This is a genomic window from Parasphingopyxis lamellibrachiae (assembly GCF_003385775.1).
Taxonomy (GTDB): Bacteria; Pseudomonadota; Alphaproteobacteria; order Sphingomonadales; family Sphingomonadaceae; genus Parasphingopyxis; species Parasphingopyxis lamellibrachiae.
In genome coordinates, this window is the sequence record NZ_QRDP01000004.1 from 2,006,813 (window position 1) to 2,029,788 (window position 22,976).

At 62.5% G+C, this 22,976-nt stretch carries 24 protein-coding genes and 1 riboswitch; of the genes, 15 read left to right on the forward strand and 9 right to left on the reverse strand.

The features are described from left to right. Window positions 1-24: 24 nt before the first annotated feature. Together DFR46_RS09975 and DFR46_RS09980 are read left to right on the forward strand one after the other, a co-directional pair. On the forward strand, window positions 25-591 hold the full coding sequence (locus tag DFR46_RS09975; RefSeq protein ID WP_116236309.1) for a CarD family transcriptional regulator: 567 nt from the start codon (window positions 25-27) through the stop codon (window positions 589-591). Between the two features lie 122 nt (window positions 592-713). Then, the gene (locus DFR46_RS09980; protein WP_116236310.1) at window positions 714-1,691 is read left to right on the forward strand and encodes an oxidoreductase; all 978 of its coding nucleotides are present in this window, start codon (window positions 714-716) and stop codon (window positions 1,689-1,691) included. Window positions 1,692-1,744: 53 nt separating this feature from the next. Here the strand turns inward: DFR46_RS09980 and DFR46_RS09985 are convergent, their stop codons facing one another. From DFR46_RS09985 to DFR46_RS10000, 4 genes are all read right to left on the reverse strand, one after another. Further along, window positions 1,745-2,674 carry an electron transfer flavoprotein subunit alpha/FixB family protein gene (locus DFR46_RS09985; protein WP_116236311.1) on the reverse strand — a complete coding sequence of 310 codons (930 nt, stop codon included), beginning with the start codon at window positions 2,672-2,674 and terminating at the stop codon, window positions 1,745-1,747. Beyond that, complete coding sequence (locus tag DFR46_RS09990) at window positions 2,674-3,420, reverse strand: electron transfer flavoprotein subunit beta/FixA family protein (RefSeq protein ID WP_116236312.1); 747 nt, start codon at window positions 3,418-3,420, stop codon at window positions 2,674-2,676. The genes DFR46_RS09985 and DFR46_RS09990 overlap by 1 nt, the downstream gene beginning before the upstream one ends. 185 nt (window positions 3,421-3,605) lie before the next feature. Next, window positions 3,606-4,799, reverse strand: a complete 1,194-nt coding sequence (sucC, locus tag DFR46_RS09995) for an ADP-forming succinate--CoA ligase subunit beta (RefSeq protein WP_116236313.1) — start codon at window positions 4,797-4,799, stop codon at window positions 3,606-3,608. A 62-nt stretch (window positions 4,800-4,861) separates the two neighbouring features. Beyond that, window positions 4,862-5,221, reverse strand: coding sequence for a hypothetical protein (locus DFR46_RS10000; protein ID WP_116236314.1), 360 nt, complete (start codon window positions 5,219-5,221; stop codon window positions 4,862-4,864). 65 nt (window positions 5,222-5,286) lie between these two features. Between DFR46_RS10000 and DFR46_RS10005 the strand changes: the two genes are divergently transcribed. Then, the gene (locus DFR46_RS10005; RefSeq protein WP_116236315.1) at window positions 5,287-5,820 is read left to right on the forward strand and encodes a sterol desaturase family protein; all 534 of its coding nucleotides are present in this window, start codon (window positions 5,287-5,289) and stop codon (window positions 5,818-5,820) included. Here the strand turns inward: DFR46_RS10005 and DFR46_RS10010 are convergent. Genes DFR46_RS10010 through crtY form a run of 4 tightly spaced genes read right to left on the reverse strand, consistent with a single transcriptional unit; the run spans window position 5,817 to window position 9,906 of the window. After that, complete coding sequence (locus tag DFR46_RS10010) at window positions 5,817-6,293, reverse strand: hypothetical protein (protein ID WP_116236316.1); 477 nt, start codon at window positions 6,291-6,293, stop codon at window positions 5,817-5,819. The two genes, DFR46_RS10005 and DFR46_RS10010, sit on opposite strands and share 4 nt — an antisense overlap. A 2-nt stretch (window positions 6,294-6,295) precedes the next feature. After that, complete coding sequence (locus DFR46_RS10015) at window positions 6,296-7,198, reverse strand: phytoene/squalene synthase family protein (protein ID WP_116236317.1); 903 nt, start codon at window positions 7,196-7,198, stop codon at window positions 6,296-6,298. A 30-nt stretch (window positions 7,199-7,228) separates the two neighbouring features. Further along, window positions 7,229-8,710 carry a phytoene desaturase gene (locus DFR46_RS10020; RefSeq protein WP_116236318.1) on the reverse strand — a complete coding sequence of 494 codons (1,482 nt, stop codon included), beginning with the start codon at window positions 8,708-8,710 and terminating at the stop codon, window positions 7,229-7,231. After that, on the reverse strand, window positions 8,707-9,906 hold the full coding sequence (crtY, locus tag DFR46_RS10025; protein WP_116236319.1) for a lycopene beta-cyclase CrtY: 1,200 nt from the start codon (window positions 9,904-9,906) through the stop codon (window positions 8,707-8,709). The genes DFR46_RS10020 and crtY overlap by 4 nt, the downstream gene beginning before the upstream one ends. A gap of 134 nt (window positions 9,907-10,040) precedes the next feature. Then, window positions 10,041-10,257: riboswitch (cobalamin riboswitch) on the forward strand. Window positions 10,258-10,432: 175 nt separating this feature from the next. Here crtY and DFR46_RS10030 point away from each other — a divergent pair. Genes DFR46_RS10030 through dinB form a run of 6 tightly spaced genes read left to right on the forward strand, consistent with a single transcriptional unit; the run spans window position 10,433 to window position 16,165 of the window. Beyond that, window positions 10,433-12,355, forward strand: coding sequence for a TonB-dependent receptor plug domain-containing protein (locus tag DFR46_RS10030; RefSeq protein WP_116236320.1), 1,923 nt, complete (start codon window positions 10,433-10,435; stop codon window positions 12,353-12,355). A gap of 13 nt (window positions 12,356-12,368) precedes the next feature. Then, window positions 12,369-12,911 carry a hypothetical protein gene (locus DFR46_RS10035; RefSeq protein WP_116236321.1) on the forward strand — a complete coding sequence of 181 codons (543 nt, stop codon included), beginning with the start codon at window positions 12,369-12,371 and terminating at the stop codon, window positions 12,909-12,911. Then, entirely contained in the window at window positions 12,911-13,852 is a 942-nt protein-coding gene (locus DFR46_RS10040) for a cobalamin-binding protein (protein ID WP_116236322.1), read from the forward strand. The genes DFR46_RS10035 and DFR46_RS10040 overlap by 1 nt, the downstream gene beginning before the upstream one ends. Before the next feature lie 32 nt (window positions 13,853-13,884). After that, window positions 13,885-14,658 carry a sterol desaturase family protein gene (locus DFR46_RS10045; RefSeq protein ID WP_116236323.1) on the forward strand — a complete coding sequence of 258 codons (774 nt, stop codon included), beginning with the start codon at window positions 13,885-13,887 and terminating at the stop codon, window positions 14,656-14,658. Then, the gene (locus DFR46_RS10050; RefSeq protein WP_116236324.1) at window positions 14,606-15,034 is read left to right on the forward strand and encodes a DUF2141 domain-containing protein; all 429 of its coding nucleotides are present in this window, start codon (window positions 14,606-14,608) and stop codon (window positions 15,032-15,034) included. The genes DFR46_RS10045 and DFR46_RS10050 overlap by 53 nt, the downstream gene beginning before the upstream one ends. Before the next feature lie 27 nt (window positions 15,035-15,061). Then, a complete protein-coding gene (gene dinB / locus DFR46_RS10055; protein WP_281270030.1) occupies window positions 15,062-16,165 on the forward strand; it encodes a DNA polymerase IV in 1,104 nt (367 codons plus the stop codon). On the opposite strand, the gene DFR46_RS10060 is transcribed toward dinB, so the two are convergent. Further along, entirely contained in the window at window positions 16,162-17,046 is an 885-nt protein-coding gene (locus tag DFR46_RS10060) for a LysR family transcriptional regulator (RefSeq protein ID WP_116236325.1), read from the reverse strand. The genes dinB and DFR46_RS10060 overlap by 4 nt on opposite strands. A 78-nt stretch (window positions 17,047-17,124) precedes the next feature. On the opposite strand from DFR46_RS10060, the gene DFR46_RS10065 reads away from it, so the two are divergent. The 6 genes from DFR46_RS10065 to thiC all read left to right on the forward strand — a co-directional run bounded on the left by DFR46_RS10065 (window position 17,125) and on the right by thiC (window position 22,975). Next, window positions 17,125-17,754 carry a pyridoxamine 5'-phosphate oxidase family protein gene (locus DFR46_RS10065; RefSeq protein ID WP_116236326.1) on the forward strand — a complete coding sequence of 210 codons (630 nt, stop codon included), beginning with the start codon at window positions 17,125-17,127 and terminating at the stop codon, window positions 17,752-17,754. A gap of 1 nt (window position 17,755) precedes the next feature. Next, a complete protein-coding gene (locus tag DFR46_RS10070; RefSeq protein ID WP_116236327.1) occupies window positions 17,756-18,178 on the forward strand; it encodes a VOC family protein in 423 nt (140 codons plus the stop codon). Between the two features lie 127 nt (window positions 18,179-18,305). After that, window positions 18,306-18,947, forward strand: a complete 642-nt coding sequence (locus DFR46_RS10075) for a hypothetical protein (protein ID WP_116236328.1) — start codon at window positions 18,306-18,308, stop codon at window positions 18,945-18,947. A 457-nt stretch (window positions 18,948-19,404) separates the two neighbouring features. Then, a complete protein-coding gene (locus tag DFR46_RS10080; protein WP_116236329.1) occupies window positions 19,405-20,367 on the forward strand; it encodes a toll/interleukin-1 receptor domain-containing protein in 963 nt (320 codons plus the stop codon). Between the two features lie 227 nt (window positions 20,368-20,594). Then, entirely contained in the window at window positions 20,595-21,014 is a 420-nt protein-coding gene (locus tag DFR46_RS10085) for a hypothetical protein (protein ID WP_116236330.1), read from the forward strand. A 38-nt stretch (window positions 21,015-21,052) separates the two neighbouring features. Next, a complete protein-coding gene (gene thiC, locus DFR46_RS10090; protein WP_116236331.1) occupies window positions 21,053-22,975 on the forward strand; it encodes a phosphomethylpyrimidine synthase ThiC in 1,923 nt (640 codons plus the stop codon). The last annotated feature ends 1 nt before the right edge of the window (window position 22,976 follow it).

Genomic DNA, 22,976 nt, shown 5'->3' on the forward strand with positions numbered 1-22,976 from the left:
GTCCGTCAAGAAAGGTCTTACTGCATGGCTAGCAAGGTGCTTGACTTCGAAGTCGGAGATTATGTCGTCTACCCGAAACACGGCGTAGGCCGCGTCATCGAACTCCAGAATGAAGAGATTGCGGGCATGCAGCTCGAACTCTACGTCCTGCGGTTCGAAAAGGAAAAGATGACGCTCCGCGTTCCGACGAACAAGGCGGAAGGTGTGGGGATGCGCAAGCTCTCCTCCGACAAGACGCTCAAGGACGCACTCAAGACGCTCGAAGGCAAGCCCAAGGTCAAGCGCACCATGTGGTCGCGCCGGGCGCAGGAATATGAAGCGAAGATCAATTCCGGCGATCTGATCTCGATTGCCGAAGTGACGCGCGATCTTTTCCGCGCCGATGACCAGCCCGAGCAGAGCTATTCCGAACGCCAGATTTTCGAAGCGGCCTCCAGCCGCCTCGCCCGCGAACTCGCGGCGATGGAAAAGACGGACGAACCGGCAGCGCTGGAGAAGATTCTCGAAATCCTCAACAAGGCAGCGGCCATCTGGAACGCCGCCAAGGCCGAGGAAGAGGCCGCGAAGGCCGAAGCCGCTGCCAACAGCTAAGCAGGCCGCGAAAGCGCCAAAACAGTTCGCGCAAGCGAGAGTGGGAAGAAGCCCGGTCGCACCCCAGTGGTTCGGCCGGGCTTCTTCGTTTAAGATAGGCACCGAACAGGGGGAACCACGCCATGGCAATTGCAGACCAAATTCCGACAGAGTCCGGTTTTCCGGCCAAGACGGACGGCGCGGACGTTATCAAGGGCATAGACTTGGCGGGCAAAATCGCGATCGTTACCGGCGGCTATAGCGGGATCGGGCTCGAAACCGTGCGCGCGCTTGTCGGCGCCGGCGTCACTGTGATCGTGCCGGCGCGCAACCGCGAAAAGGCGGAGAGCAATCTTGCCGAGGTCGACGGCGATGTTCAGGTCGGCGATATGGACCTGGGCGATATCGTCTCGGTCCGCCGCTTTGCCGATGCGATGGTGGACCAGCTCGACAGCCTCGATCTCCTGATTAACAATGCCGGGATCATGGCCTGCCCCGAAGCGCGGGTCGGCCCGGGCTGGGAATCGCAGTTCGGCACCAACCATATGGGCCATTTCGCGCTGACCGTCGGGCTGATGCCGCTGCTCGAGAAAACCCCCGGTGCCCGTGTCGTCGCGCTGTCTTCGACCGGACACAAGCGCAGTGACATCCAGTGGGACGATATCCAGTTCGAAAACACGCCCTATGACAAATGGGATGCCTATGGGCAGGCGAAGACGGCCAATGCACTGTTCGCCAATGCGCTGAGCCGCCGCCTGAAAGCAGGCGGCGGCCTCGCCTTCTCCGTCCATCCCGGCGGTATCTTCACCCCGCTCCAGCGGCATCTTTCCCTCGAGGAACAGGTGGAACTGGGCTGGCTCAACGAAGATGGCAGCATGTCCGAGCTTGCCAAGATGGGCTTCAAGACTCCGGCGCAGGGCTGCTCGACGACCCTCTGGGCGGCAACGTCGCCCAGGCTGGAAGGCAAGCCCGGCGTCTATTGCGAGGATTGCGACATCGCCGTGCCGACCGACCCGCAAAGCCCGATGTCCCGGTTCATGGGCGTCGAGGCCTATGTGTGCGACGATGACGCGGCGGAGCGGCTATGGGTAATCAGCGAGAAGTTGCTGGCGGAGGCATAAAAAAAGCCCCGGCGCGAACCGGGGCTTCTCTTTTTTTAGCCAGGGCATCGCGCCTAAAGCTTGCCCGTCAGCTCCGGCACGGCGTTGAAGAGATCCGCGACGATGCCGTAATCGGCGATCTGGAAGATCGGTGCGTCTTCATCCTTGTTGATCGCGATGATCGTCTTGGAATCCTTCATGCCCGCAAGATGCTGGATCGCACCGGAGATGCCGATGGCGATATAGACTTCCGGCGCGACGATCTTGCCGGTCTGGCCGACCTGGTAATCGTTGGGCACATAGCCCGCATCGACCGCGGCGCGCGAAGCACCGATACCGGCACCGAGCTTGTCCGCCAGAGGCGTGATGACTTCCTCGAACTTTTCCGAAGACCCCAGTGCGCGGCCACCAGAAACGATGATCTTGGCGCTGGTCAGTTCGGGACGATCGCTTTTCGCAATTTCCTCGCTGACAAAGGCGGAGAGCCCGGCATCGCCGGAACCGCTCACTGCTTCGACTTCGCCCGAGCCGCCTTCGGTCGCGGCTTTGTCGAACGCCGTGCCGCGCACGGTGATGACGAGCTTTTCGTCCGACGTCGTGACCGTGGCGATTGCGTTGCCGGCATAGATCGGGCGCGTGAAGGTCTTGTCGCCTTCGACCGAGAGAATGTCGGAAATCTGCATAACGTCCAGAAGCGCGGCAACGCGCGGGGCGATATTCTTGCCCGTCGTCGTGGCCGGCGCGACAAACGCATCGTGATGGCCCATAAGATCGGCGATCAGCGGCGCGACATTTTCCGGCAGCGCATTGGCATAAGCGGCATCGTCGGCAAGATGGACCTTGCCGATCCCGGCGACCTTTGCGGCCTGATCGGCCACGGCCTGACAGCCGGAACCGGCGACGATGGCGTGGACTTCGCCGAGCTTGGACGCGGCCGTGACGGCGGCCAGCGTTGCATCTTTCATCTGAGCATTGTCATGCTCAACCCATACGAGCGTCTTCATTAGGCGACTCCCATTTCTTTGAGTTTGGCGACCAGCGTATCCACATCTTCGAGGATCTCACCGGCTTCGCGCTTCGGCGGCTCGGTGACTTTGCTGGTGGTGAGGCGCGGCGCCGTATCGACACCATAATCGGCCGGCGTTTTCTGATCGAGCGGCTTGGACTTCGCCTTCATGATATTCGGCAGGGACGCATAGCGCGGCTCGTTGAGGCGCAGATCGGTGGTGACGATCGCCGGCAGCTTGAGCTGTACGGTTTGGAGGCCGCCATCGATTTCGCGCTTCACGTCGATCGTGCCGTCGCCGACTTCCACCGTATTGGCAAACGTGCCCTGGCCCCAGCCGAGCAATGCTGCAAGCATCTGGCCCGTCTGGTTGCTGTCGTCATCGATCGCCTGCTTGCCGAGGATCACGAGACCCGGGTCTTCGGCCTCGACAATGGCTTTCAGGATCTTGGCCACGGCGAGAGGCTCTACCTCGTCGTCCGTCTGGACCAGGATCGCGCGGTCGGCGCCCATGGCGAGCGCGGTGCGCAGCGTTTCCTGCGCCTTGGCCGGACCAACCGATACGGCAACGATTTCTTCCGCCTTACCGGCTTCCTTGAGGCGGATCGCCTCTTCAACCGAAATTTCGTCGAACGGATTCATCGACATTTTGACATTGGCGAGATCGACGCCCGAACCGTCGGCCTTGACCCGCGGTTTCACATTATAATCGATCACCCGCTTCACCGGGACCAAGATTTTCATTGCTTTCTTCCTCCTGGGCTTGCTTTTCTATCGCCCTTTACGTTCACGTAAACCTAGCTAGCATGTTGCACTGCAAAAAATCAACTCTCTCGTCAATCCCGCCACGCTCGCCCTGCGCCTGTTCAAGGCTGCGTCCATAGCCCCGGACGTGCTCAGCCTATGCTCGTTTCAGGTCGCTTATGGTCTTATTTCCGGACCTGGGCGACAATCTTGCGCGCGGCGTCGCCAAGATCGTCGGCGCTGACGATGGGCAGGCCGCTATTGGCGAGAATATCCTTGCCCTTGGCCACATTGGTCCCTTCCAGGCGCACCACCAGCGGCACATCCAGATCGACTTCCTTGGCCGCGGCGACGATGCCCTCGGCGATGATGTCGCACTTCATGATGCCGCCAAAGATATTGACGAGAATGCCCTCGACCGCCGGATCCGACAGAATGATCTTGAAGGCGGAGGTAACCTTTTCCTTGGTAGCCCCGCCGCCAACGTCGAGAAAGTTCGCCGGGAAGGCGCCATTGAGCTTGATGATGTCCATCGTCGCCATGGCCAGGCCCGCACCATTCACCATACAGCCGATGTTGCCGTCCAGCTTGATATAGGCGAGATCGTGCTTGGAGGCTTCGAGCTCCATCGGATCCTCTTCGCTCTCGTCGCGCAGCGCCGCCCATTCGGGATGGCGGAACTCGGCATTGGAATCGAAGCTCATCTTGGTGTCGAGAACGAGCAGCTGCCCGTCATCGGTTTCGACCAGCGGGTTGATTTCGAGCATCGCGCAGTCGAGCTTGAGGAACGCTTCGTAGAGATTGCCGGTCAGCGCGACACAGGCATCGGCCAGATCGCCGGAAAGCTCCAGCGCATCGGCAGCCTTGCGGCCATCGCTGTCCGTAAAACCGGCCAGCGGATCGATGGTGATGGTCGTGATCTTTTCCGGCGTGCCATGCGCGACAGCCTCAATATCCATGCCGCCCTCGGTCGACACGACCATGGCTACCCGGCCCGAAGCCCGGTCGACAAGCAGCGCCAGATAATATTCCTCTTTGATATCGACACCGTCGGTGACGTAGAGACGGTTCACCTCCTTGCCGGCATCGCCGGTCTGGGCGGTGACCAGCGTGTTGCCAAGCATCTCTTCGGCGTCACCGCGCACATCGTCGATCGATTTCGCCAGCCGCACACCGCCCTTGGCGTCTGCGCCCAGTTCCTTGAATTTGCCCTTGCCGCGTCCGCCCGCATGAATCTGCGCCTTTACGACATAGAGCGGGCCGGGCAGCGTTTCGGCGCCGGCCACTGCTTGATCGACCGTGGTCGCAGCCACACCGGCAGGGATGCCGATCCCGAATTTCGCGAGCAGTTCCTTGGCTTGATATTCATGGATGTTCATGGCGGCAAAGCGCTCCTGAAAGAAAATGGAGTCGGAAGGGTTCGCTGGGCGCTAAAGCATAGTCACCGGCGTATGGAAAGACCCTCCAGCCGCCGCGTCCGCAGCGCACAAACGGCGCCCGCCCGCCCGGCCAGTATCAGCACGTCCCGATCCCGCAATCCTCCCGTCGCGTCGACGAATTCGCCGATCGTCAGGTCATGTGCCGGACGATCGCGAAAAACGCTGAGCGAAGACAGACGCCAGAGCTGCGTGTAACTCAGATCGTCTGCGAGCCGGGAGGCCATGCACTCGGCAACCGGCTCTTCCAGGCCCGCCTCGACAAATGCCGCCCGCATGCGGCTTTCCGGCGTTCCGTAAATCAACAGGAAACCCAGCGGGACGATTATGACAAGGGCGAGGATGGCGAGCAGAATTTTCTTCATCCGGGTCTTCTCCTATTCCATGAGAGCGGTGGCAAGGCCGGGCAACCGGGCCTATATGACAAGTCATGCACTGGTCGCTCGGCATCCTGCTTTTTTTCGGCACGATCCTCTTCATGGAGGGTGTGGCCTATGTCGCGCATCGCTGGGTGATGCACGGGTTCGGCTGGTTCCTGCACGCAAGCCATCACCGGCCGCGCACGGGCAATTGGGAGCTCAACGATCTCTACGCGCTGATTTTCGCGGTGCCCTCCTTCCTGCTGCTGCTCGGCGGAGTGCAGCTGGGCTGGTGGCCGGGTTTTACCTGGATCGGCGCGGGGATCGCCGGCTATGGCGCGATCTATTTCGGCTTTCACGACGTGATCGTGCACAAGCGGCTGAACCATCGCTACATTCCCAAATCCCGTTACATGAAGCGCATCATCCAGGCGCACCGGCTTCACCATGTGGTGGAAACCAAACATGGTACGGTGAGTTACGGCTTTCTCTATGCACCGAAGCCGGAGGCTCTGAAAGCGGAGCTCAAGCGGCGCGGCTATGAAGGCGTACGGGCCCCGGTCGGCACCTTTCACGAGTCCGACCGGCAATCGGAGCATATCTAGCCCATCGAAAGCCGGTGCTCGCGATACTGGCCGGGCAACAGCCCGAGATAGCGCACGACGCTTTTGCGCATCGCATAATGCAGGCCGACCCCGACCAGCCCGCTGCCAACCACCGCGATGAAGAGCGCGGGGAAGAAACCATCGAGCCAATAGGCGGCCAGGGCCGCGACAAGGATCAGCGCGCCGATCACCCGGCCATGATGCGGAACGACGACCGTGTAGGAAACTGCGCCGGTCGGCCCGAACGGCATTTCGAACCGCACGCTGTTTGCCATACGGACCGAAAAATCGAGCTTGCCGCGCCGACGGAATGCGCGGCGGAAACGCTGCAACCAGCTGAGTTTGCGCTGCCCCCGCAGCGGTACCGCAGTGAAAATGGCGAAACCGTCACCAGCCAGCCGGTCAGGCAGCACCTCGCGAATCCGGTCGACAACGCCGGGGCGATCGATCGTCAGATGGCCGTTAAATTCCATGGCTAGCTAGCTGGGGCATAGGCGGCGCGATTCAATGCCTGCCGCCAGCTTTTGAACAGCCAGCCGAGCTTTTCGCGCCGCGTCGTGAAAACGCGCTCGTCCAGCGCCGCTTCTCCGCGCGCTTTCACCTTGCGGGCGATATCGCCATAAATCCCCGCTGCCGCCAGCACCGCCCAGGCGGAGCGGAAGGGCAGCGCCGCCGTGCCGCGCCGGGCGCTCTCTTCGTAGCGCTCGGCCAGTTCGGCCAGGCGGCGGGAGAGGCCGGCAAGGGCCGCGCGGTTCGCAGGATCGCCAAGCGCCGCCGGATCGACATGCTTCTCCGCAAGCCAGCTCATCGGCAGATAGCAGCGGCCGTTCGCCGCATCCTCCCCTATATCGCGGGCGATATTGGCAAGCTGGAAGGCAAGGCCGAGATCGCGGGCGCGCGCGAGCGTGTCTGCATCGTCCGGCTTCACGCCCATCACCAGCGCCATCATCTGCCCGACAACCCCGGCGACATGGTGGCAATATTGCAGAAGATCGCCCTCATTTTCTGGCATCCAGCCCGCTGCGTCGAGTGCAAATCCGGCGATATGATCGTCGATCATCGCGCGCGGAATACTGCATTCCAGCGCCACCTGGCCCAGCGCATCGAAACTCGAGTCGCCCGCGGGCACTCCGGCCAGGGCCTTGTCCGTACGGGTCCGGATTTCGTCGAGCCTTGCGACAGGATCGGCGACGACCGACATGTCATGGCCGAGCGCCTGCCCGTCCGCCAAATCGTCGCAGCGGCGGCACCAGGCATAGAGCAGCCAGGCCCGCTCGCGGGTTTCCTTATCGAACAGCCGGGAAGCCATGGCGAAGCTCTGCGAGCCCCGTCCGATCGTCTCGCGCGCTCTGGCGACAAGGGCTTCGCGGCCGGACATCGCTAGCTCCTGCCCTGAACGGGAGGGAGACTAGCGCCCGAGATCATCGATCATCAGCCCGGCGGTTGCCTTGGCGCTGCCCACCACGCCCGGAATGCCCGCCCCCGGATGGGTGCCCGCACCGACGAAATAGAGATTGTCGATAATATCGTCGCGATTGTGGACGCGGAAATAGGCGCTCTGCGTCAGGATGGGCTCCAGGCTGAAGGCGCTGCCCTGATGGGCATTCAGATCCTGCGCGAAATCCTTGGGCGTATACCAGAATTTGGTCTTGATCCGGTCTTTCAGGCCCGGGATCAGCCGCGCCTCGATATGGTCGAGAATCCGGTTCGCATAATCCTCGCCGATCGTGTCCCAGTCCGCCGGAAATTTGCCGAGATGGGGAACCGGAGCCAGCGCATAGAATGTCGAACAGCCGTCGGGCGCCATTGAGGGATCGGTGATCGTCGGATGGTGCAGGTAGAGGGAGAAATCCTCGGCCAGCACGCCATGGTCGTAAATATCCCTGAGCAATCCGTCATAACGCGGGCCGAACAGGATCATATGGTGCGGGATGCCCGGCCATGTGCCCTCCACCCCGAAATGGAGCACGAAGAGCGACGGGGAATAGCGTTTCCTGAGCAAGCTTTTCGTCGCCCGCTCGCCGCGCTTCGAACTGGTCAGCAGGTCGCGGTAGCTGTGCACGATATCCGCATTGCTGGCGACCGCATCGAAATCGTCGTGCCAGCCGCTCTCGCAGCGCAGCCCGGTTGCCCGGTCCCCCCTGGTTGCGATATCGACGACCGGATCGCCGGTCCGCACAATGCCGCCAATTCGCTCGAAGTGCGCGACCATGCCCGCGATCAGCCTGTTCGTGCCGCCCCTGGCAAACCAGACGCCGCCATCCTTTTCCAGCTTGTGGATCAGCGCATAGATGGAGCTGGTCTTCATCGGGCTGCCGCCAACCAGCAGCGTGTGGAAGGACAGCGCCTCGCGGAGTTTTTCGTTTTCGACAAAACTCGAGACGATAGAGTAGACCGAGCGCCAGGCCTGTTTACGGGCCAGCGCGGGCGCGGCCTTGAGCATGGATTTGAAATCGAGGAACGGCACATCGCCGAGTTTCAGATAGCCTTCCTCATACACGCCGGCCGAATATTCGAGGAACCGGCGATAGCCCTCGACATCGGCGGGGTTGAGCTTTTCGATCTCTTTGGTGAGATCGACCTCGTCGTTCGAATAATCGAAATTCGTGCCGTCCGGCCAGTTGAGGCGATAGAAAGGAAAAACCGGCTCCAGCTCGACATCGTCTTTCATGTCCGCGCCGGTCAGCTCCCACAGCTGGGTCAGGCAGTCGGGATCGGTGATCACCGTCGGCCCGCCATCGAAGACGAACCCCTCGCGCTCCCAATAATAGGCGCGGCCGCCCGGCTTGTCGCGCGCTTCGACGACTGTCGTCTCGATCCCTGCCGACTGCAGGCGGATGGCCAGCGCCAAACCGCCAAAACCCGCGCCGATCACGGCTGCCTTGGTCATGCGTCCCTGCTCTTTCGTTTCATGTTCTTCCCGATGGCCCGGATGCCACGGCCAACCGGGATAGGCGGCTTGCCGGATATGATGCGCAGCTTGTCGGTCCAGCGGCTGCGCCCTGCGTAGAAGCGCGATATAAGGGCCGGGCTCAGCCGATAAAAGCGCTCAAGGATTTTATATCGGTTTGATGTGTCGGCGCCGTAGAACATCATGCTGTCCAGCATCCGGTAATAGCTTGTCTCGCGCCATCTTTGCGCCGCCCGTGCGAACAGCCGGCCATGCAGCGCTTCGCCCGAAAGATCGGCATGGCCGGCGATGAAGAGTGCGCTGCGCACCGCATCCGGCAGTGAGTATCCGGTCACCGGGTGAAACTGTCCGGCGCGAACCCCCGCCTTGGGCACTGCGCCCGTCGAGCGCCAATATTCTCCGAATGCCCCGTTGCAGACCACGGGGAGAACACCCTTTTCACGGTGAACGACCTCAGCCACCCGCCAGCCTTGCGCCACCGCATAGCCAAGCACGCGCTCCTCGATCAGCGCCGCATCGAGTTCCGGTCCGTCGCTATAATAGGTGTCCTCGACAAATATCCGGTTCGGGCCGAAGGGCAGAAGATAGACGAAGCGGTAGCCGTCTATCTGTTCGACGGTCGCATCCATGATCACCGGCCGTTCCAGACCGTGCGGCGCGGCCAGTTCGAGCTCCAGCCCGACAAATTTCTGCCAGCCGCCTTCCAGCGCGTCGAGATCGCCGGCACCGCGACAATCGATAACCGCGCGCGCTGCAATCTCCTCCCCGCTTTCCAGGACGACATTGTCGCTGGTCGCCGAAGTGACCGCAGCACCTGTCCGGATCGTGCCTTCGGACAGCATTTTGCGAAGGCCCGCATCGAACTGGTCCGAGCGGATCGCATGATAGGCTGTGTCCAGCATACGCCGATGCGCGGGAAAGCGCACGTCATAGCCGTCCCAGCGATGGGTGATCAGAGGATCCAGCAACGCCATGCCGCGCGCATCCACATCGCCTGCAAAAAAGGACCATATATGATTGCCGCCCAGAACCGGGCCCGCCTCAATCACCTGAAGCCGCAGATCCGGGCGCTCCCGGCGCAAGGCCAGTGCAATCAGCCCGCCAGCGAGGCCGCCGCCGAGTATCGCAATATCGCAGTCCAGATTATGGCCGGCTCCGGCCTCTGCATGACCCATGGCGCTGCGCTCTACAGAAAAGCCGGCACGGCGAACAGCCCGTAACTGGCCAGCGGGATCGCGCTTTGGCGCTTGCACAATCCGGCAAAGGCGGTATTTCGGCCCCTGATGGGCAATACCGGGTAACCGGAGGCGTCTTTCCAATGCGCGCCGGTAGCGGGAATGCAGTGCGAGCCCCGGGCTCAAATCTGCAGCTATCCTTGTAACTGTAAGCGGCGAGCGCATCCTGCACGCGGCCCTTCGGGTCCGCAGCCACTGGATGTTCCGGCAATCGCCGGAACGCTATCTGGGAAGGCGCAGGAGGCGCGATGACCCGTGAGCCAGGAGACCGACCGACGCGCGTCGCTCTTGCCGGGCTCAAGGATTGGTCAGGCGCGGAACGGTTTCTGTCTGAGCGACATGAAGCGGCTGGGGCCGTTTCGACCTGTGCGAACGGGCGCGGCATGCCGCCCGCTTTCGCAGAGAGGCCACGCATCTGCGTGGAGGTCCCGCCACATCGCGCTCAGCATGCGGAGACCGAAGACTCATGACCAAATTTACCTATGGCGTTGCCCTGTCAGCGCTCCTCACTCCCGCTATCGCCCCGGCGCAGGCCGGACCTCCCCAAACCCCCGGCGAAACCCTGATCGTTACCGGCACCCGGGCGGCCGACCCCCTGCAACTGGATCAACAAGGCGGCTCCGTAACCGTTATTGATTCCCAAGCGCTCGTCCAGCGCCAGGCGCGCGAGATTGCTGACATCCTGCGCGACGTGCCGGGGCTTTCGGTATCGGGCATCGCCGGCCAGACCCAGGTTCGTATTCGCGGCACCGAAGCCAATCATACGCTCGTTCTGATCGACGGAATCGAAGTGTCAGACCCGTTTTTCGGCGAGTTCGATTTCGGCAGTCTCGCCATCGACCAAGCGGCGCGGATCGAAGTGCTGCGCGGCCAGCAAAGCGCGCTATACGGATCGGACGCGATTGGCGGCGTCATCCATTATATCACCCTGCCGGGCAGCGAGGCGCCGGGCCTGCGGCTGCGCGCCGAGGGCGGCTCGTTCGGCACCTTCAACGCGGCCGCCCGCTATGGCGGCGTCGCCGGCAACCTCGACTATGCAATCTCGGCAACCCATCTCGGCACCGATGGCACGGTCGGCACACGCGGCGGCACGCGCAGCCTCGACAAGACAAGCAACACGCTGTCCTTCAACACCCTGTGGACGCCAGCACCCAATGCCCGGGTCAGGATCGTCGGCCGCTATTCGGCAACCGATAGCGAGTTCAACAATCAGGACTTCACGCCCGGCAGCCCGACATTCGGTTTTGCCATCGATTCGCCCGGCACCTATACCGAAGCCGAAGGGCTTTATGCGCTGGTCAGTGGCGAGATCGACCTGCTCGACGATCGCTGGACGCACAGCCTGACGGCCCAGATCGCCGATATCGACCGCGACGGTTTCAGCAACAATGTCCGCAATTCAGGCAATGAGGGGCAAAGGCTCAAAGGCTCCTACACATCCAGCCTGCGCCTAGGCACGGACGCGGTGCGCCACACCCTCACCTTTGCCGGCGACTGGGAGCGCGAGCGTTTCCGCAACACGACACCCGGCGGCTTTGCTTTCAATGGCCGCCGCCAGATCCGCAATCTGGGTCTGGTCGCCGAATATGGGCTGATCCTCGATAACCGCCTCTCGTTCGATGCCGCGCTGCGCTGGGACGACAATTCACGCTTCGACGACACGACAACCTATCGTGTACAGGCCAGCTACAGTTTCGATTTCGGCTTGCGGGCGCGCGCCGCCGCCGGATCGGGGGTCAAGAATCCGGGGTTTTTCGAACTGTTCGGTTTTGTCGACGGGCGTTTTATCGGCAATGCCGCCCTGAAGCCCGAACGCTCCGAAGGCTGGGAGATCGGGCTGGAGCAGACGCTTGCCGAAGGCGCGATCACCATCGGCACGACCTATTTCGAAAGCACATTGGAAGACGAGATATTCACCGACTTCCCGCCGCCAACTTTCGTCGCAACGCCGGCCAACCGGACCACGGAATCGCGCCAGCATGGCGTGGAAACATTTCTGCGCGCGCAGCTCGGCCCGCAATGGCGGATCGACGCCAGCTATACGCGGCTGACATCGCGGGAAAACGGCACCCGCGAAGTCCGCCGTCCGCGCGACACCGCCAATGTCGCGATCGCATGGCAGGCGCCGGAAGAGCGCGGCGGCCTGACGCTTGTCGTCCGGCACAGCGGTTCGCAAACCGACAGCGCCTTTCTCGATCCCAGTTTCGTGCCGACGACGGTCAGGCTGGACAGTTTCACCCTCGTTTCGCTCGCCGGTTCGCTGCGGCTGACCGAGGGCGTCGAGCTGACGGCTCGCGTCGAAAATCTGCTCGACCAATCCTATGAGCAGGTTTTCAGCTTCACCAATCCCGGCATCGGCGCCTTTGCCGGCGTCCGCGCGCATTTCTGAGAAGGAGGACAGCATGGATACCCTGGCTACACATGGTCGCGATTGGGCGTGGCCGCCGACTTTTGCCGCAATAGCGGTCCTTGGCAGCCTTGCCGCAGCCTGCCTTATGCCCTTTGTCGCCGTAGCGGTGATCGCCGCCGGCACGCTCGATGGCCGGCGCGGCCTGATCACCGTGGTCGCGGTCTGGATGGCGAACCAGATTGTCGGGTTCGGCCTGCTCGGTTATCCGGTCAATGCGCCGACCATCGGCTCCGGCTTCGCGCTTTGTGCATCGACGCTGATCGCCTTTGCGCTCGCCCGGTGGCTCTTCGCCGCAGCGGCGCCCGCATTGGGCCGGATGCTGTTCGCCGGGCTCCTCTGCTTCGCCGCCTATGAAGTCGCGCTCTATGCGATGGCCCATCTCTATGGCGGCACCGATATGTTCACCGCCGAGATCGTTATACTTATCGGTTCGAACGAAGCGCTCTGGTTCGCGGGCCTGTTGCTGGCACATCAGCTTCTGACCCGCACCCTGCCCGGCCAGTTCGGCGCACCAACACCGTTGCGGATCGCCTGATGGAATCCCGCGGTGCCGACGATCTCAGGATCGTCTCGCTCCTGCCGAGCGCCACCGAAATCGCGGTGGCGCTCGGCCTTGGCGACAATCTGGTTGGCCGCTCGCACGAATGCGATTTTCCGGCGGCGGTAACGGCGCTGCCGGTCTGCACCAGAACCCGGCTCGAAAAGGGGCTGCGCTCGGCAGAGATCGACCGGCGCGTGCAGGAAATCGTGACCCAGGGCCTCTCCATGTACGAGGTCGATGCCGAACTGCTCCGGTCGCTGAAACCCGATATCATCCTGACACAGACGGCGTGTGCGGTCTGTGCAGTGACGCCGGACGATCTCGAAACCGCGCTCGCCGACTGGATGGGCGAGCCGCCGGAGCTGATTTCCACCGCACCCGATACGCTGGACGATGTCTGGAACGATATCAGTTCGGTCGGCGCTGCGGCGCACTGCAACGTGAAGGCCGAAACCGTCGTTCGGGATTTGCGGGGGCGACTGAACACTCTCGTCGGAAAGCGGACCGCCGGAACGCACAAACCGCGCATCGCAGCGATCGAATGGTTCGATCCGCTGATGGTCGCCGGCAACTGGATTCCCGAACTGATCCGCATCGCCGATGGTAAACCGCTTTTCGCCAAGCCGGGAGAGCATTCGGATTTTCTCGATTGGGACGAACTGGTCGCCGCCGATCCCGATCTGCTGATCCTGATGCCCTGCGGCTATCAGATCCCGCAAAGTCTGGCCGATATCGAGGCGGTGGCGGGCGATCCGCGCTGGGAACGGATGCGCGCGGTCCGCGAAAGCCAGGTTTATATCGCAGACGGCCATCATTTCTTTAACCGGCCGGGGCCGCGCCTCGTCGAATCCGCCGAAATCGTCGCCGAAATCATCGCGGCGTGGCGCGGAGAAGCGGAAACGGGCTCGCAGCACTGGATGCGCTATTCCGGGTGACGCTGGACGGACGGCGGGCTATGCAGGCGTGCATGACCGGCAGCATCACCGCCATCCTCGTTTCCGCGCTCGCGATGACGCTGATCGTCGGCGTCCGCTATCTGGCGGCAAGCGGCTTTTTCGCGTGGCTCACAGGGCGTGTCCGTCCCGGTCTCTATGCCAGCCTGCGTCCGCAGATCGGCAGGGAAATCACTTGGTCACTGCTCAGCGCGGCGATCTACGGCGTGCCTGCCGGCATCGTCGCCTGGGGCTGGAACAGCCAAGGCTGGACGCTGATCTACAGCGACATCACCGCCTGGCCGCTCTGGTATGTGCCGGTTTCCATTTTTCTCTATCTGCTGGCGCAGGACACATGGTTTTACTGGACGCATCGCTGGCTGCACCGGCCGCGCGTCTTTCGCATCGCCCACGCCGTCCACCATGCCAGCCGCCCACCTACCGCCTGGGCGGCAATGAGCTTTCACCCATTCGAAGCGCTGACGCTGGCGATCTTCGTGCCGCTGCTCGTTTTCCTGATCCCCATCCATATCGTCGCTTTGGCTATCGTTTTGACCATTATGACGATAATGGGGGTGACAAATCATATGGGGTGGGAGATTTTCCCTAGGTTCATAGTCAAGGGGGTAGCAGGGCGCTGGCTGATAACAGCAAGCCATCATCAGCGGCATCATGCGGACTATAGGTGTAATTATGGGTTATATTTCCGGTTCTGGGACCGGCTCTGCCGGACCGATACGGGGCTGGGGAGCTTCGATGGCGAAAGCCGGGGCAGCAGCCGCAGCGTTTCTGCTTCTGGCGGGCGTTAGCCCCAGCGGCGAGCTTGAGGTTAATGTCGAAGAGCTGCGTTCGGACCGGGGCTTGCTCCATGTCTGCGTAACCCGCGACGAACGCCATTTTCCGGATTGCGCGGGCGATCCCGCAGCAACGAAGGAGAGCTTCCGGGTTCGCGATACCCGGTCCGTCCACTTCGCCAACCTGCCCTCGGGCCAATATGCCATCGCCATCCTGCATGACGAGAACAGCAACAACCAGCTCGATCGTTTTGCCGGAATTCCGCGCGAAGGCATCGGCTTTTCGCGCAATCCCCGATTCTCCTTCGGCCCGCCGCGTTTCTCATCGGCCCGGTTCAGCCTAGGCAATCGCGGAGAAGTGCAGAGTATAAGGATGCGCTACTTCCTGTAGGCGGCAATTCTGGGGCATAAGGCGGATGTGAACACCGACCCGCCCGAAAACGCGCCGCTCCGCAAGATCATCCATATCGATATGGACGCCTTTTACGCATCGGTCGAACAGCGCGACAATCCCGAGCTACGCGGAAAGCCCGTGGCGGTCGGCGGATCGAGCGGACGCGGGGTGGTCGCGGCGGCAAGCTATGAGGCGCGCCAGTTCGGTGTGCGCTCGGCAATGCCCTCGGTGACGGCGAAACGGCGCTGTCCGGACCTTATCTTCGTGCGCGCGCGCTTCGATATATACCGTGCGGTCTCCAACCAGATCCGCGCCATATTCCGCAGCTATACCGATCTTGTCGAACCGCTCTCGCTCGACGAGGCCTATCTCGATGTCACCGACTATCGCAAATTGCCGACGGCGACCGCCGTTGCCGAGGAAATACGCGAACGGATAGAGGAGGCCACCGGGCTAACGGCCTCGGCGGGCGTTTCCTACAACAAGTTCATCGCCAAGATCGCCTCGGACCAGAACAAGCCGAACGGCATCTGCGTCGTGACGCCGAAACAGGGCCCGGCCTTTGTCGCGCGCCTGCCCGTCCGGCGTTTTCACGGCATCGGCCCCAAAACGGCCGAGAAGATGAAGCGGATGGGGATCGAGACCGGTGCGGACCTGGGCGCGCAAAGCCTGGAATTCCTGCAGGCCAATTTCGGCAAAAGCGCCAGATATTACTACCGCGCCGCCCGGGGCATGGATGACCGCCAGGTGAAGCCGGACCGCGTCCGCAAATCGCTGGGTGCGGAGCGCACCTATGGCCAGGATCTGAAGACCCGTGAGGCGATGGTCGCCAAGCTGGCCGACGTGGCCGATGTCGTTTGGGAGCGCGCGCAAAAATCCGAAAGCTTCGGCCGCACCGTAACCCTGAAACTGCGCTATGCCGATTTCGAAACGCCAACCCGGGCGCGGTCCCTGCCGGAACCGGTCGCCAGCCGCGACGAACTGCTCGCGGTGGGAACTGCCCTACTCGACACGCTGATCCCCGACCAACGCGGCGTACGCCTGCTCGGGCTGACCATGTCGGGCTTCGGGGTCGCGGAAGACGCGGACGGTGAAACGGAAACGGCACAATTCGGCCTCGAACTTTAGCCCGGCACGCGCACGCTTTTCGCTGCGTCGATAAAGGCCCGCACTGCTGGCAGCCGGGTCCGGTCCGCGGCAAAGAGCAATTGCACGGGAACCGGAGTCAGCCGTATCCGGTCCAGCACCGTCACCAGCGAACCCCGTTCGAGCGCCGCAGCGGCCTGATAGTCGAACAGACAGGCAAGGCCGAGCCCCTCTTCCGCCGCGGCCAGACAGGCGGCAATCGCGTTGACCGACAGCCGCGGCGCGATCGGCACACGGATCCGGCCACGTTCGCCAAAGCGCCAGTAAGTCCTGCGCTCGACCGTGGTCGACAGGATCGTCGCATGGCCGGCAATGTCGTCGGGCGTCAGCGGTGTGCCATGGCGTTCGAGATAGCCGGGGCTGGCGACAACGACCTGCTGGACGGCGTCGATCCGCACCGACTGATAGGCGCTGTCCGGCTGGGCGCCGACCCGCACCGCGACGTCGATCCCCTCTTCCTCCATGCGAACGTTGCGATCGAGCAGAAGCAGCTGGATATTGAGTTCGGGATGGGCACGGAGCAGTGCGGCAACGACCGGCATGATGTGGAGCTGGCCATACATGACCGGCGCGGTGATCCTCAATTCGCCGCGGATCGCGCCCCTGCTGCCAGCCACCCGCCGTTCCGCGGTATCGATCTGCTCGAGGATCCGCCCGGCATCCTCGAGATAGCGCGCGCCGCCCTCGGTCAGCTCGACGCGGCGGGTCGAGCGATGGAACAGCGTCAGCCCGAGATGGGCCTCGAGATCGGCAACAGCCCGGGTCACCACCGGCGGCGACAGGCCCAGCCGGCGCGCGGCGGCCGCGAACCCGCCTTCCTGCGCCACCGCGCGGAAAATCGTCATCGCCTTGAGTCGGTCCATGATTATTCCTGATTATGGAATATTAATTTGTCACTTAGACCGATTATCATTGTATCACGGTTCTATAAACCCCGGCGCATGGCAAGCAACTTCCTCCGCACCCTGTTTCGCCCCGGCGCCATCGCCCAGCAAAAGGCCTGGGGCTCCTATGAGAGCTATGCCCGGATGATTGCCGCGGGCGCGCCCGGGCCGGACCGGCTCGGCGAGAAGGAAGCCGCGTTCATCGCCGCGCGCGACAGCTTCTATATCGCCAGCCGCACCGACGACGGCTGGCCCTATATCCAGCATCGCGGCGGGCCGAAGGGATTTCTCAAACGGCTCGGCGGCAACCGGATCGGATTTGCCGATTATCGCGGCAACCGGCAATATCTGAGCGTCGCCAATATCGAAGCGGACGACCGGGTCGCGCTGTTCCTGATGGACTATCCGAACCGGCGGCGATTGAAGATGATCGGCCATGCCCATCGCATTGACGCCGACGACGACCCTGAAACGGCACAGGCACTGCAGGACCCCGGCTACCCCGCCAAAATCGAACGCTGCTTCCTCATCGATATTGTCGGCTTCGACTGGAACTGCCCGCAGCATATCACGCCGCGGCTCGACGGCGAGGCCATCGCCGAACATGTCCAGCCGCTGCACGACGAGATTGCCGATCTCAAATCCCGGATCGTGGCGCTTAACGCCCACCCGGACCAAGGAGACTGAAATGACCCAACCGCTCGCCGCTCCCCTGACCCTGGGCGCCCATCATGTCGGGCTGGCCGTGCCCGATCTCGATACCGCGCGCGACTTTTTCCGTGACGGTCTCGGATTCGAACTGGTTGCCGAGAAACCCGACTATCCCGCCGCTTTCCTGTCCGACGGCACGACGCTGATCACCCTGTGGCAGGTCGAGGATCCGGACACCGCCCGTCCCTTCGACCGACGGCGCAATGTCGGGCTCCACCATCTCGCGCTGGCCGTTGCCGATCATGACGCGCTGGCTGCGGTCCATGAACGGGTCAAAGCCTATCCCGGCACGGCGATCGAGTTCGCGCCAGGGCCGATGGGGCCGGGTGCCAGCGCCAGCCACATGATCTGCGCAATTCCCGGCGGCATCCGCATCGAATTCGCCACGCCCTTTGCCTGATTGGCGTCCGGCCTGGAGCCGTAACGCCCTTTTTGAAAAGCAAAGCCGCCCGGCGTGGAACCCCCCTGTTGACTTGGACCGAAAAATGGAAATTTTGGCCATGTCTTGAACGGGGGGAGATAGTTTCGTGTTTCGGATACTTGCATGCGGTCTTTCAACGCTTGCCGTGCTGGCCGGATGCGGGCCGGGCCAGGCACCGGCGGCGGGCGCCGCCGAAGCCGAGAATGCAACCGGCCAGAGCGGCTCGCCCGACGGATTGGCCGACCTGTCGCCATGGCTCGATTTCGCCGCCGCCCGTGATTGCGAATGGAGCGAGGAAGCCTACCGCGTTTTCGAAGAGGCAAGCGTCTTTGGCGACGACTATGTTTCCCGTCCGGGTACGGTGACCATCGCCGGTCTCGACGCGCCGGTCACCGCCCGGCTGGAACGCCCCTATGACGACGCACCGGACTTTGTGCAGGTCTATCTCGATTTCGAAGGACAATGGCTGAGTCTGAAAGTCACCGGCCTCTCCGACGCATTTATCGAGGAAGGCGACGGCGTGTGGAGCAAAGGCATTCGCTTCGATGCGCCGGTTTCCGAGGTCGCAGCAGCGCTTTCTGCGGCGGGGTTCGATGTCAGCGCCGACGGCAGCCAGCGTGAACGCGAACTTTCCAGCGAAGACGGCGAACGCATGGTCATGGCATCGGCTGTCGTTCGGGAGGGCGACGAAACCGTCTTTTTCTGCAATCAGCCCTATATCTATGAAGGCCAGACCTTCTCCTATTGATTTGGCTCTTCTTGAATTGGGGGCCATCAACGCATCGGTGAGGAGCTGACTATGCGCCGCGGATGTCTTGCCGCCCTGTGCGCCGGTATCGTTTCACTCGCCGCCTGTTCGGACGCCACGCCCGCAGCGGACACGCCATCGCCCGATCCGGGCGCGGCCTGACCGTCTCGGCCATCGGCTATCGCTTCCTGCCCCGGTCCGGCGCTCCGGCGAAGACGGCGCGATGTACGATTATTACGGTCTGGTTTCCTTTGTCGAACAGGCGGGCTCGGAAACGGTGTTCGAATGCAACGAGCAGGGCTGGGACCGGGGCGACTGAGACCATTCCGGTGCGGCATCACTGGCTGCACGCACCTGCTTCGGCTACCGTTGCTGCGACACCGGTTGGGCACGAGGGCGCGCGAGCGCGGCTTCTCCAGGCTCCACTTAGCCGCATCCGGCCAATGGGAGGGGAAATATGGCGGAAGGCACAGGTTCGGTTTTCGTATCCTATTCGCGACGGGACCGGGACATCGCCGAACGGCTGGTGAACCGCCTGAGGGAAGAGGGATTCGAAACGCTTCGGGATGTGGACGATATCCTGCCGACCGAAGCCTGGCGCGAACGGCTCGAGGTGCTGATCCGCAAAGCGGATTCGATCGTGTTCCTTCTGAGCCCGCAATCGGCCGTTTCCGAGATTTGCGCATGGGAGGTGGAGTTCGCCAACTCGCTGAGCAAGAAAATTGCTCCGATAGTGATCGAGGATGTCGCGGGCGCAGACATTCCGCCCATGCTGGCCCGCTTGAATTATATCTTCGCAACCAAGCAGGACCGCTTCGACAATGCGGTGCAGAGTCTGTGCGACGCCCTGGGTTGCGATATCGACTGGATCAGGGAGCATTCGCGTCTGCTCGACCTCGCGCATCGCTGGACGCAAGGCGGCTCTTGGATAGGCCAGCTGCTCAGGGGCGAAGACCTGTTGGCGGCTGAAAAATGGGCCAATGCCCGCCCCGCTTCCACGCCGCCCATTTCACCCGTCATCCTCGAATTCATCGAAGCCAGCCGCCATATGGAACGCATGGCGGCCGACTATGATCGCGAAAAACTTCTGGCTCTCGGGAAAACGATCGAACCCATATTGAAGGATCATGTGGCCGATCTGCAAACCAGGGCAGCCACCGCGGACCGGCAGACATCGTTTCGGGTGAGCACCACCGCCGCCGATATCCGGCTTGAAATCGAGACGATCGAGAATTTCTATGCCGATAACGGCCTGTGGCATCCGGAGCCGGCCATCCATCTGCAAACGGCAGACGGATCGGCGGACTATGCGGAAGTCTATAAATTTCCCTGCTGCGGGAAAACTGCAATGCGGCGGGATCGGTCGCCGCCCAGCCAGTTTCGTGCCGATGGCTGCTCCCGAAACCCGCAGGCAGAATAGCGCCTCGACAATACAGCTTGTGGACATTGCAGGCGACCGTGCCTAATCTCCTGGCCATTCCCCGGGGAGCCTTAGGCTGAGAGGTGCGGTGCAAGTCCGCGCGACCCGCAGAACCTGATCCGGCCCCTCTTCAAACAGGGACTTACCGGCGGAGGGAGGGAGCGGCACCCGGCGCCACGAAAGCCATCCGCCCCTTCTTTCCGGCAAGGCAAGGAGAGAGGTGCATCATGGCCGACCAATTCACGCTTACCGGCTGGCTGATCATGGCGTTCGGCCTGTACTGCATGGCCGCCGGCTTCGGCATGGCCATGACGACGGATCGTTTCCAGCAGATGTTCGCGGAGATGGAGCGCTCGCCGGCGCTCAGTTTCGTCGCCGGCCTGCTGGTCTTCTCGATCGGCACGACAATCCTGCTCGTTCATCCCACAAACGCCAGATGGCCCGACATCCTCGTCGCGATCATGGGCTGGGGCGCGGCCATCGAAGGGCTGCTCTTCCTCGCCGCGCCGCAGGTCATGTGGGCGATTGCGCGTCCGTTCATGAAAACCGGCCCAAAGCTTTGGGGCTATATCGCGCTCGCGCTCGGAATTGCCTTTGTCATCATCGGCTGGTTCGAAGTCGAACGCACCACCGTCACCCTTGTCTGATCCATTTTCCAACCCGTTCCTGAAAGAGAGTAACCCCCATGGCTGATATCCCCGCCCGCACCGAGATCGGCGTAACGACAGGCCCAATACGCGGCTCGAAGAAAATCCACGTCGCCGCCCAGACGGGCTCGGGCGTGCGCGTGGCGATGCGCGAGATCCAACTGGAGGAGGGCGAAGATCCGGTCCGCGTCTATGACACGTCCGGCCCCTATACCGACGAGAATGCTCATATCGACATCATGGCGGGCCTCCCGGCGCTGCGGCGCGACTGGATCATGGGACGCGGCGATGTCGAGAGCTATGACGGACGCGACACCAAGCCCGAGGATAACGGCCAGCTCGGCCCGGACCGCTCCGGCGGCGTCGACCCCTTCCCCAATGTCGTGAAGAGGCCCCTGCGCGCAAAGCCCGGCATGAACGTCTCGCAGATGCACTATGCCCGCAAGGGCATCATCACGCCCGAGATGGAATATGTCGCCGAGCGCGAGAATCTCGGCCGGGCCCGCCTTGCCGAATATATCCGCGACGGCGAGAGCTTCGGCGCGTCCATCCCCGATTATGTGACGCCCGAATTCGTCCGCGACGAAGTGGCGCGGGGCCGCGCGATCATCCCGAACAATATCAACCATCCCGAGAGCGAACCGATGGCCATCGGGCGCAATTTCCTCGTCAAGGTGAACGCCAATATCGGTAACAGCGCCGTCGCCAGCGATGTCGCCAATGAAGTCGACAAGATGGTCTGGTCGATAAGGTGGGGCGCGGACACGGTGATGGACCTCTCCACCGGCCGCAATATCCACGACACCCGCGAATGGATCATCCGCAATTCGCCCGTGCCCATTGGAACCGTCCCCATCTATCAGGCGCTCGAAAAGGTCGGCGGCGTGGCCGAAGACTTGACCTGGGAAATCTTCGCCGACACGCTGATCGAACAGGCCGAGCAGGGCGTGGATTATTTCACCATCCATGCCGGCGTGCGCCTCCCCTATGTCCCGATGGCCGCCAAGCGCATGACGGGCATCGTTTCGCGCGGCGGATCGATCATGGCGAAATGGTGCCTCAGCCACCACAAGGAGAGCTTCCTCTATGAGAAGTTCCCCGAAATCTGCGAGATCATGAAAGCCTATGACGTCGCCTTCAGCCTTGGCGACGGCCTGCGCCCCGGCTCGATTTACGACGCCAATGACGAAGCCCAGTTCGCCGAACTCTACACGCTTGGCGAGCTGACCAAGGTCGCCTGGGAACAGGATGTGCAGGTGATGATCGAAGGCCCCGGCCATGTGCCGATGCACAAGATCAAGGAGAATATGGAAAAGCAGCTCGAAGCCTGCGGCGAAGCGCCCTTCTACACGCTCGGGCCCTTAACGACGGACATCGCGCCCGGCTACGACCATATCACCAGCGGCATCGGCGCCGCCCAGATCGGCTGGTACGGCACGGCGATGCTCTGTTACGTCACGCCCAAAGAGCATCTCGGCCTGCCCGACCGCGATGACGTGAAAGTTGGCGTTGTCACCTATAAGCTGGCCGCCCACGCCGCCGATTTGGCGAAAGGCCACCCCGCCGCCCAAGTCCGCGATGACGCCCTCAGCAAAGCCCGCTTCGAGTTCCGCTGGCGCGACCAGTTCAACCTCTCCCTCGACCCCGACACGGCGGAGCAATATCACGACCAGACGCTCCCCGCCGAAGGCGCAAAGACCGCGCATTTCTGCTCCATGTGCGGGCCAAAATTCTGCTCGATGCAGATCAGCCAGGAAGTGCGCGATTTTGCCGCAGGCAAAAGCCTGAACCATCCGGGGGATGATTCAGTCTCGCGTGCTCGCGAGTTCGCGGCGAACAACCCGAACGGCGTGCTTGGCAATGCCGAGAATGTGAAGACGGACGAGGCCGAGGCGGGCATGGAAGAGATGAGCGAAAAGTTTAACGAGGGCGGCGGCGAGCTGTATGTGAAGGCAGACTAAG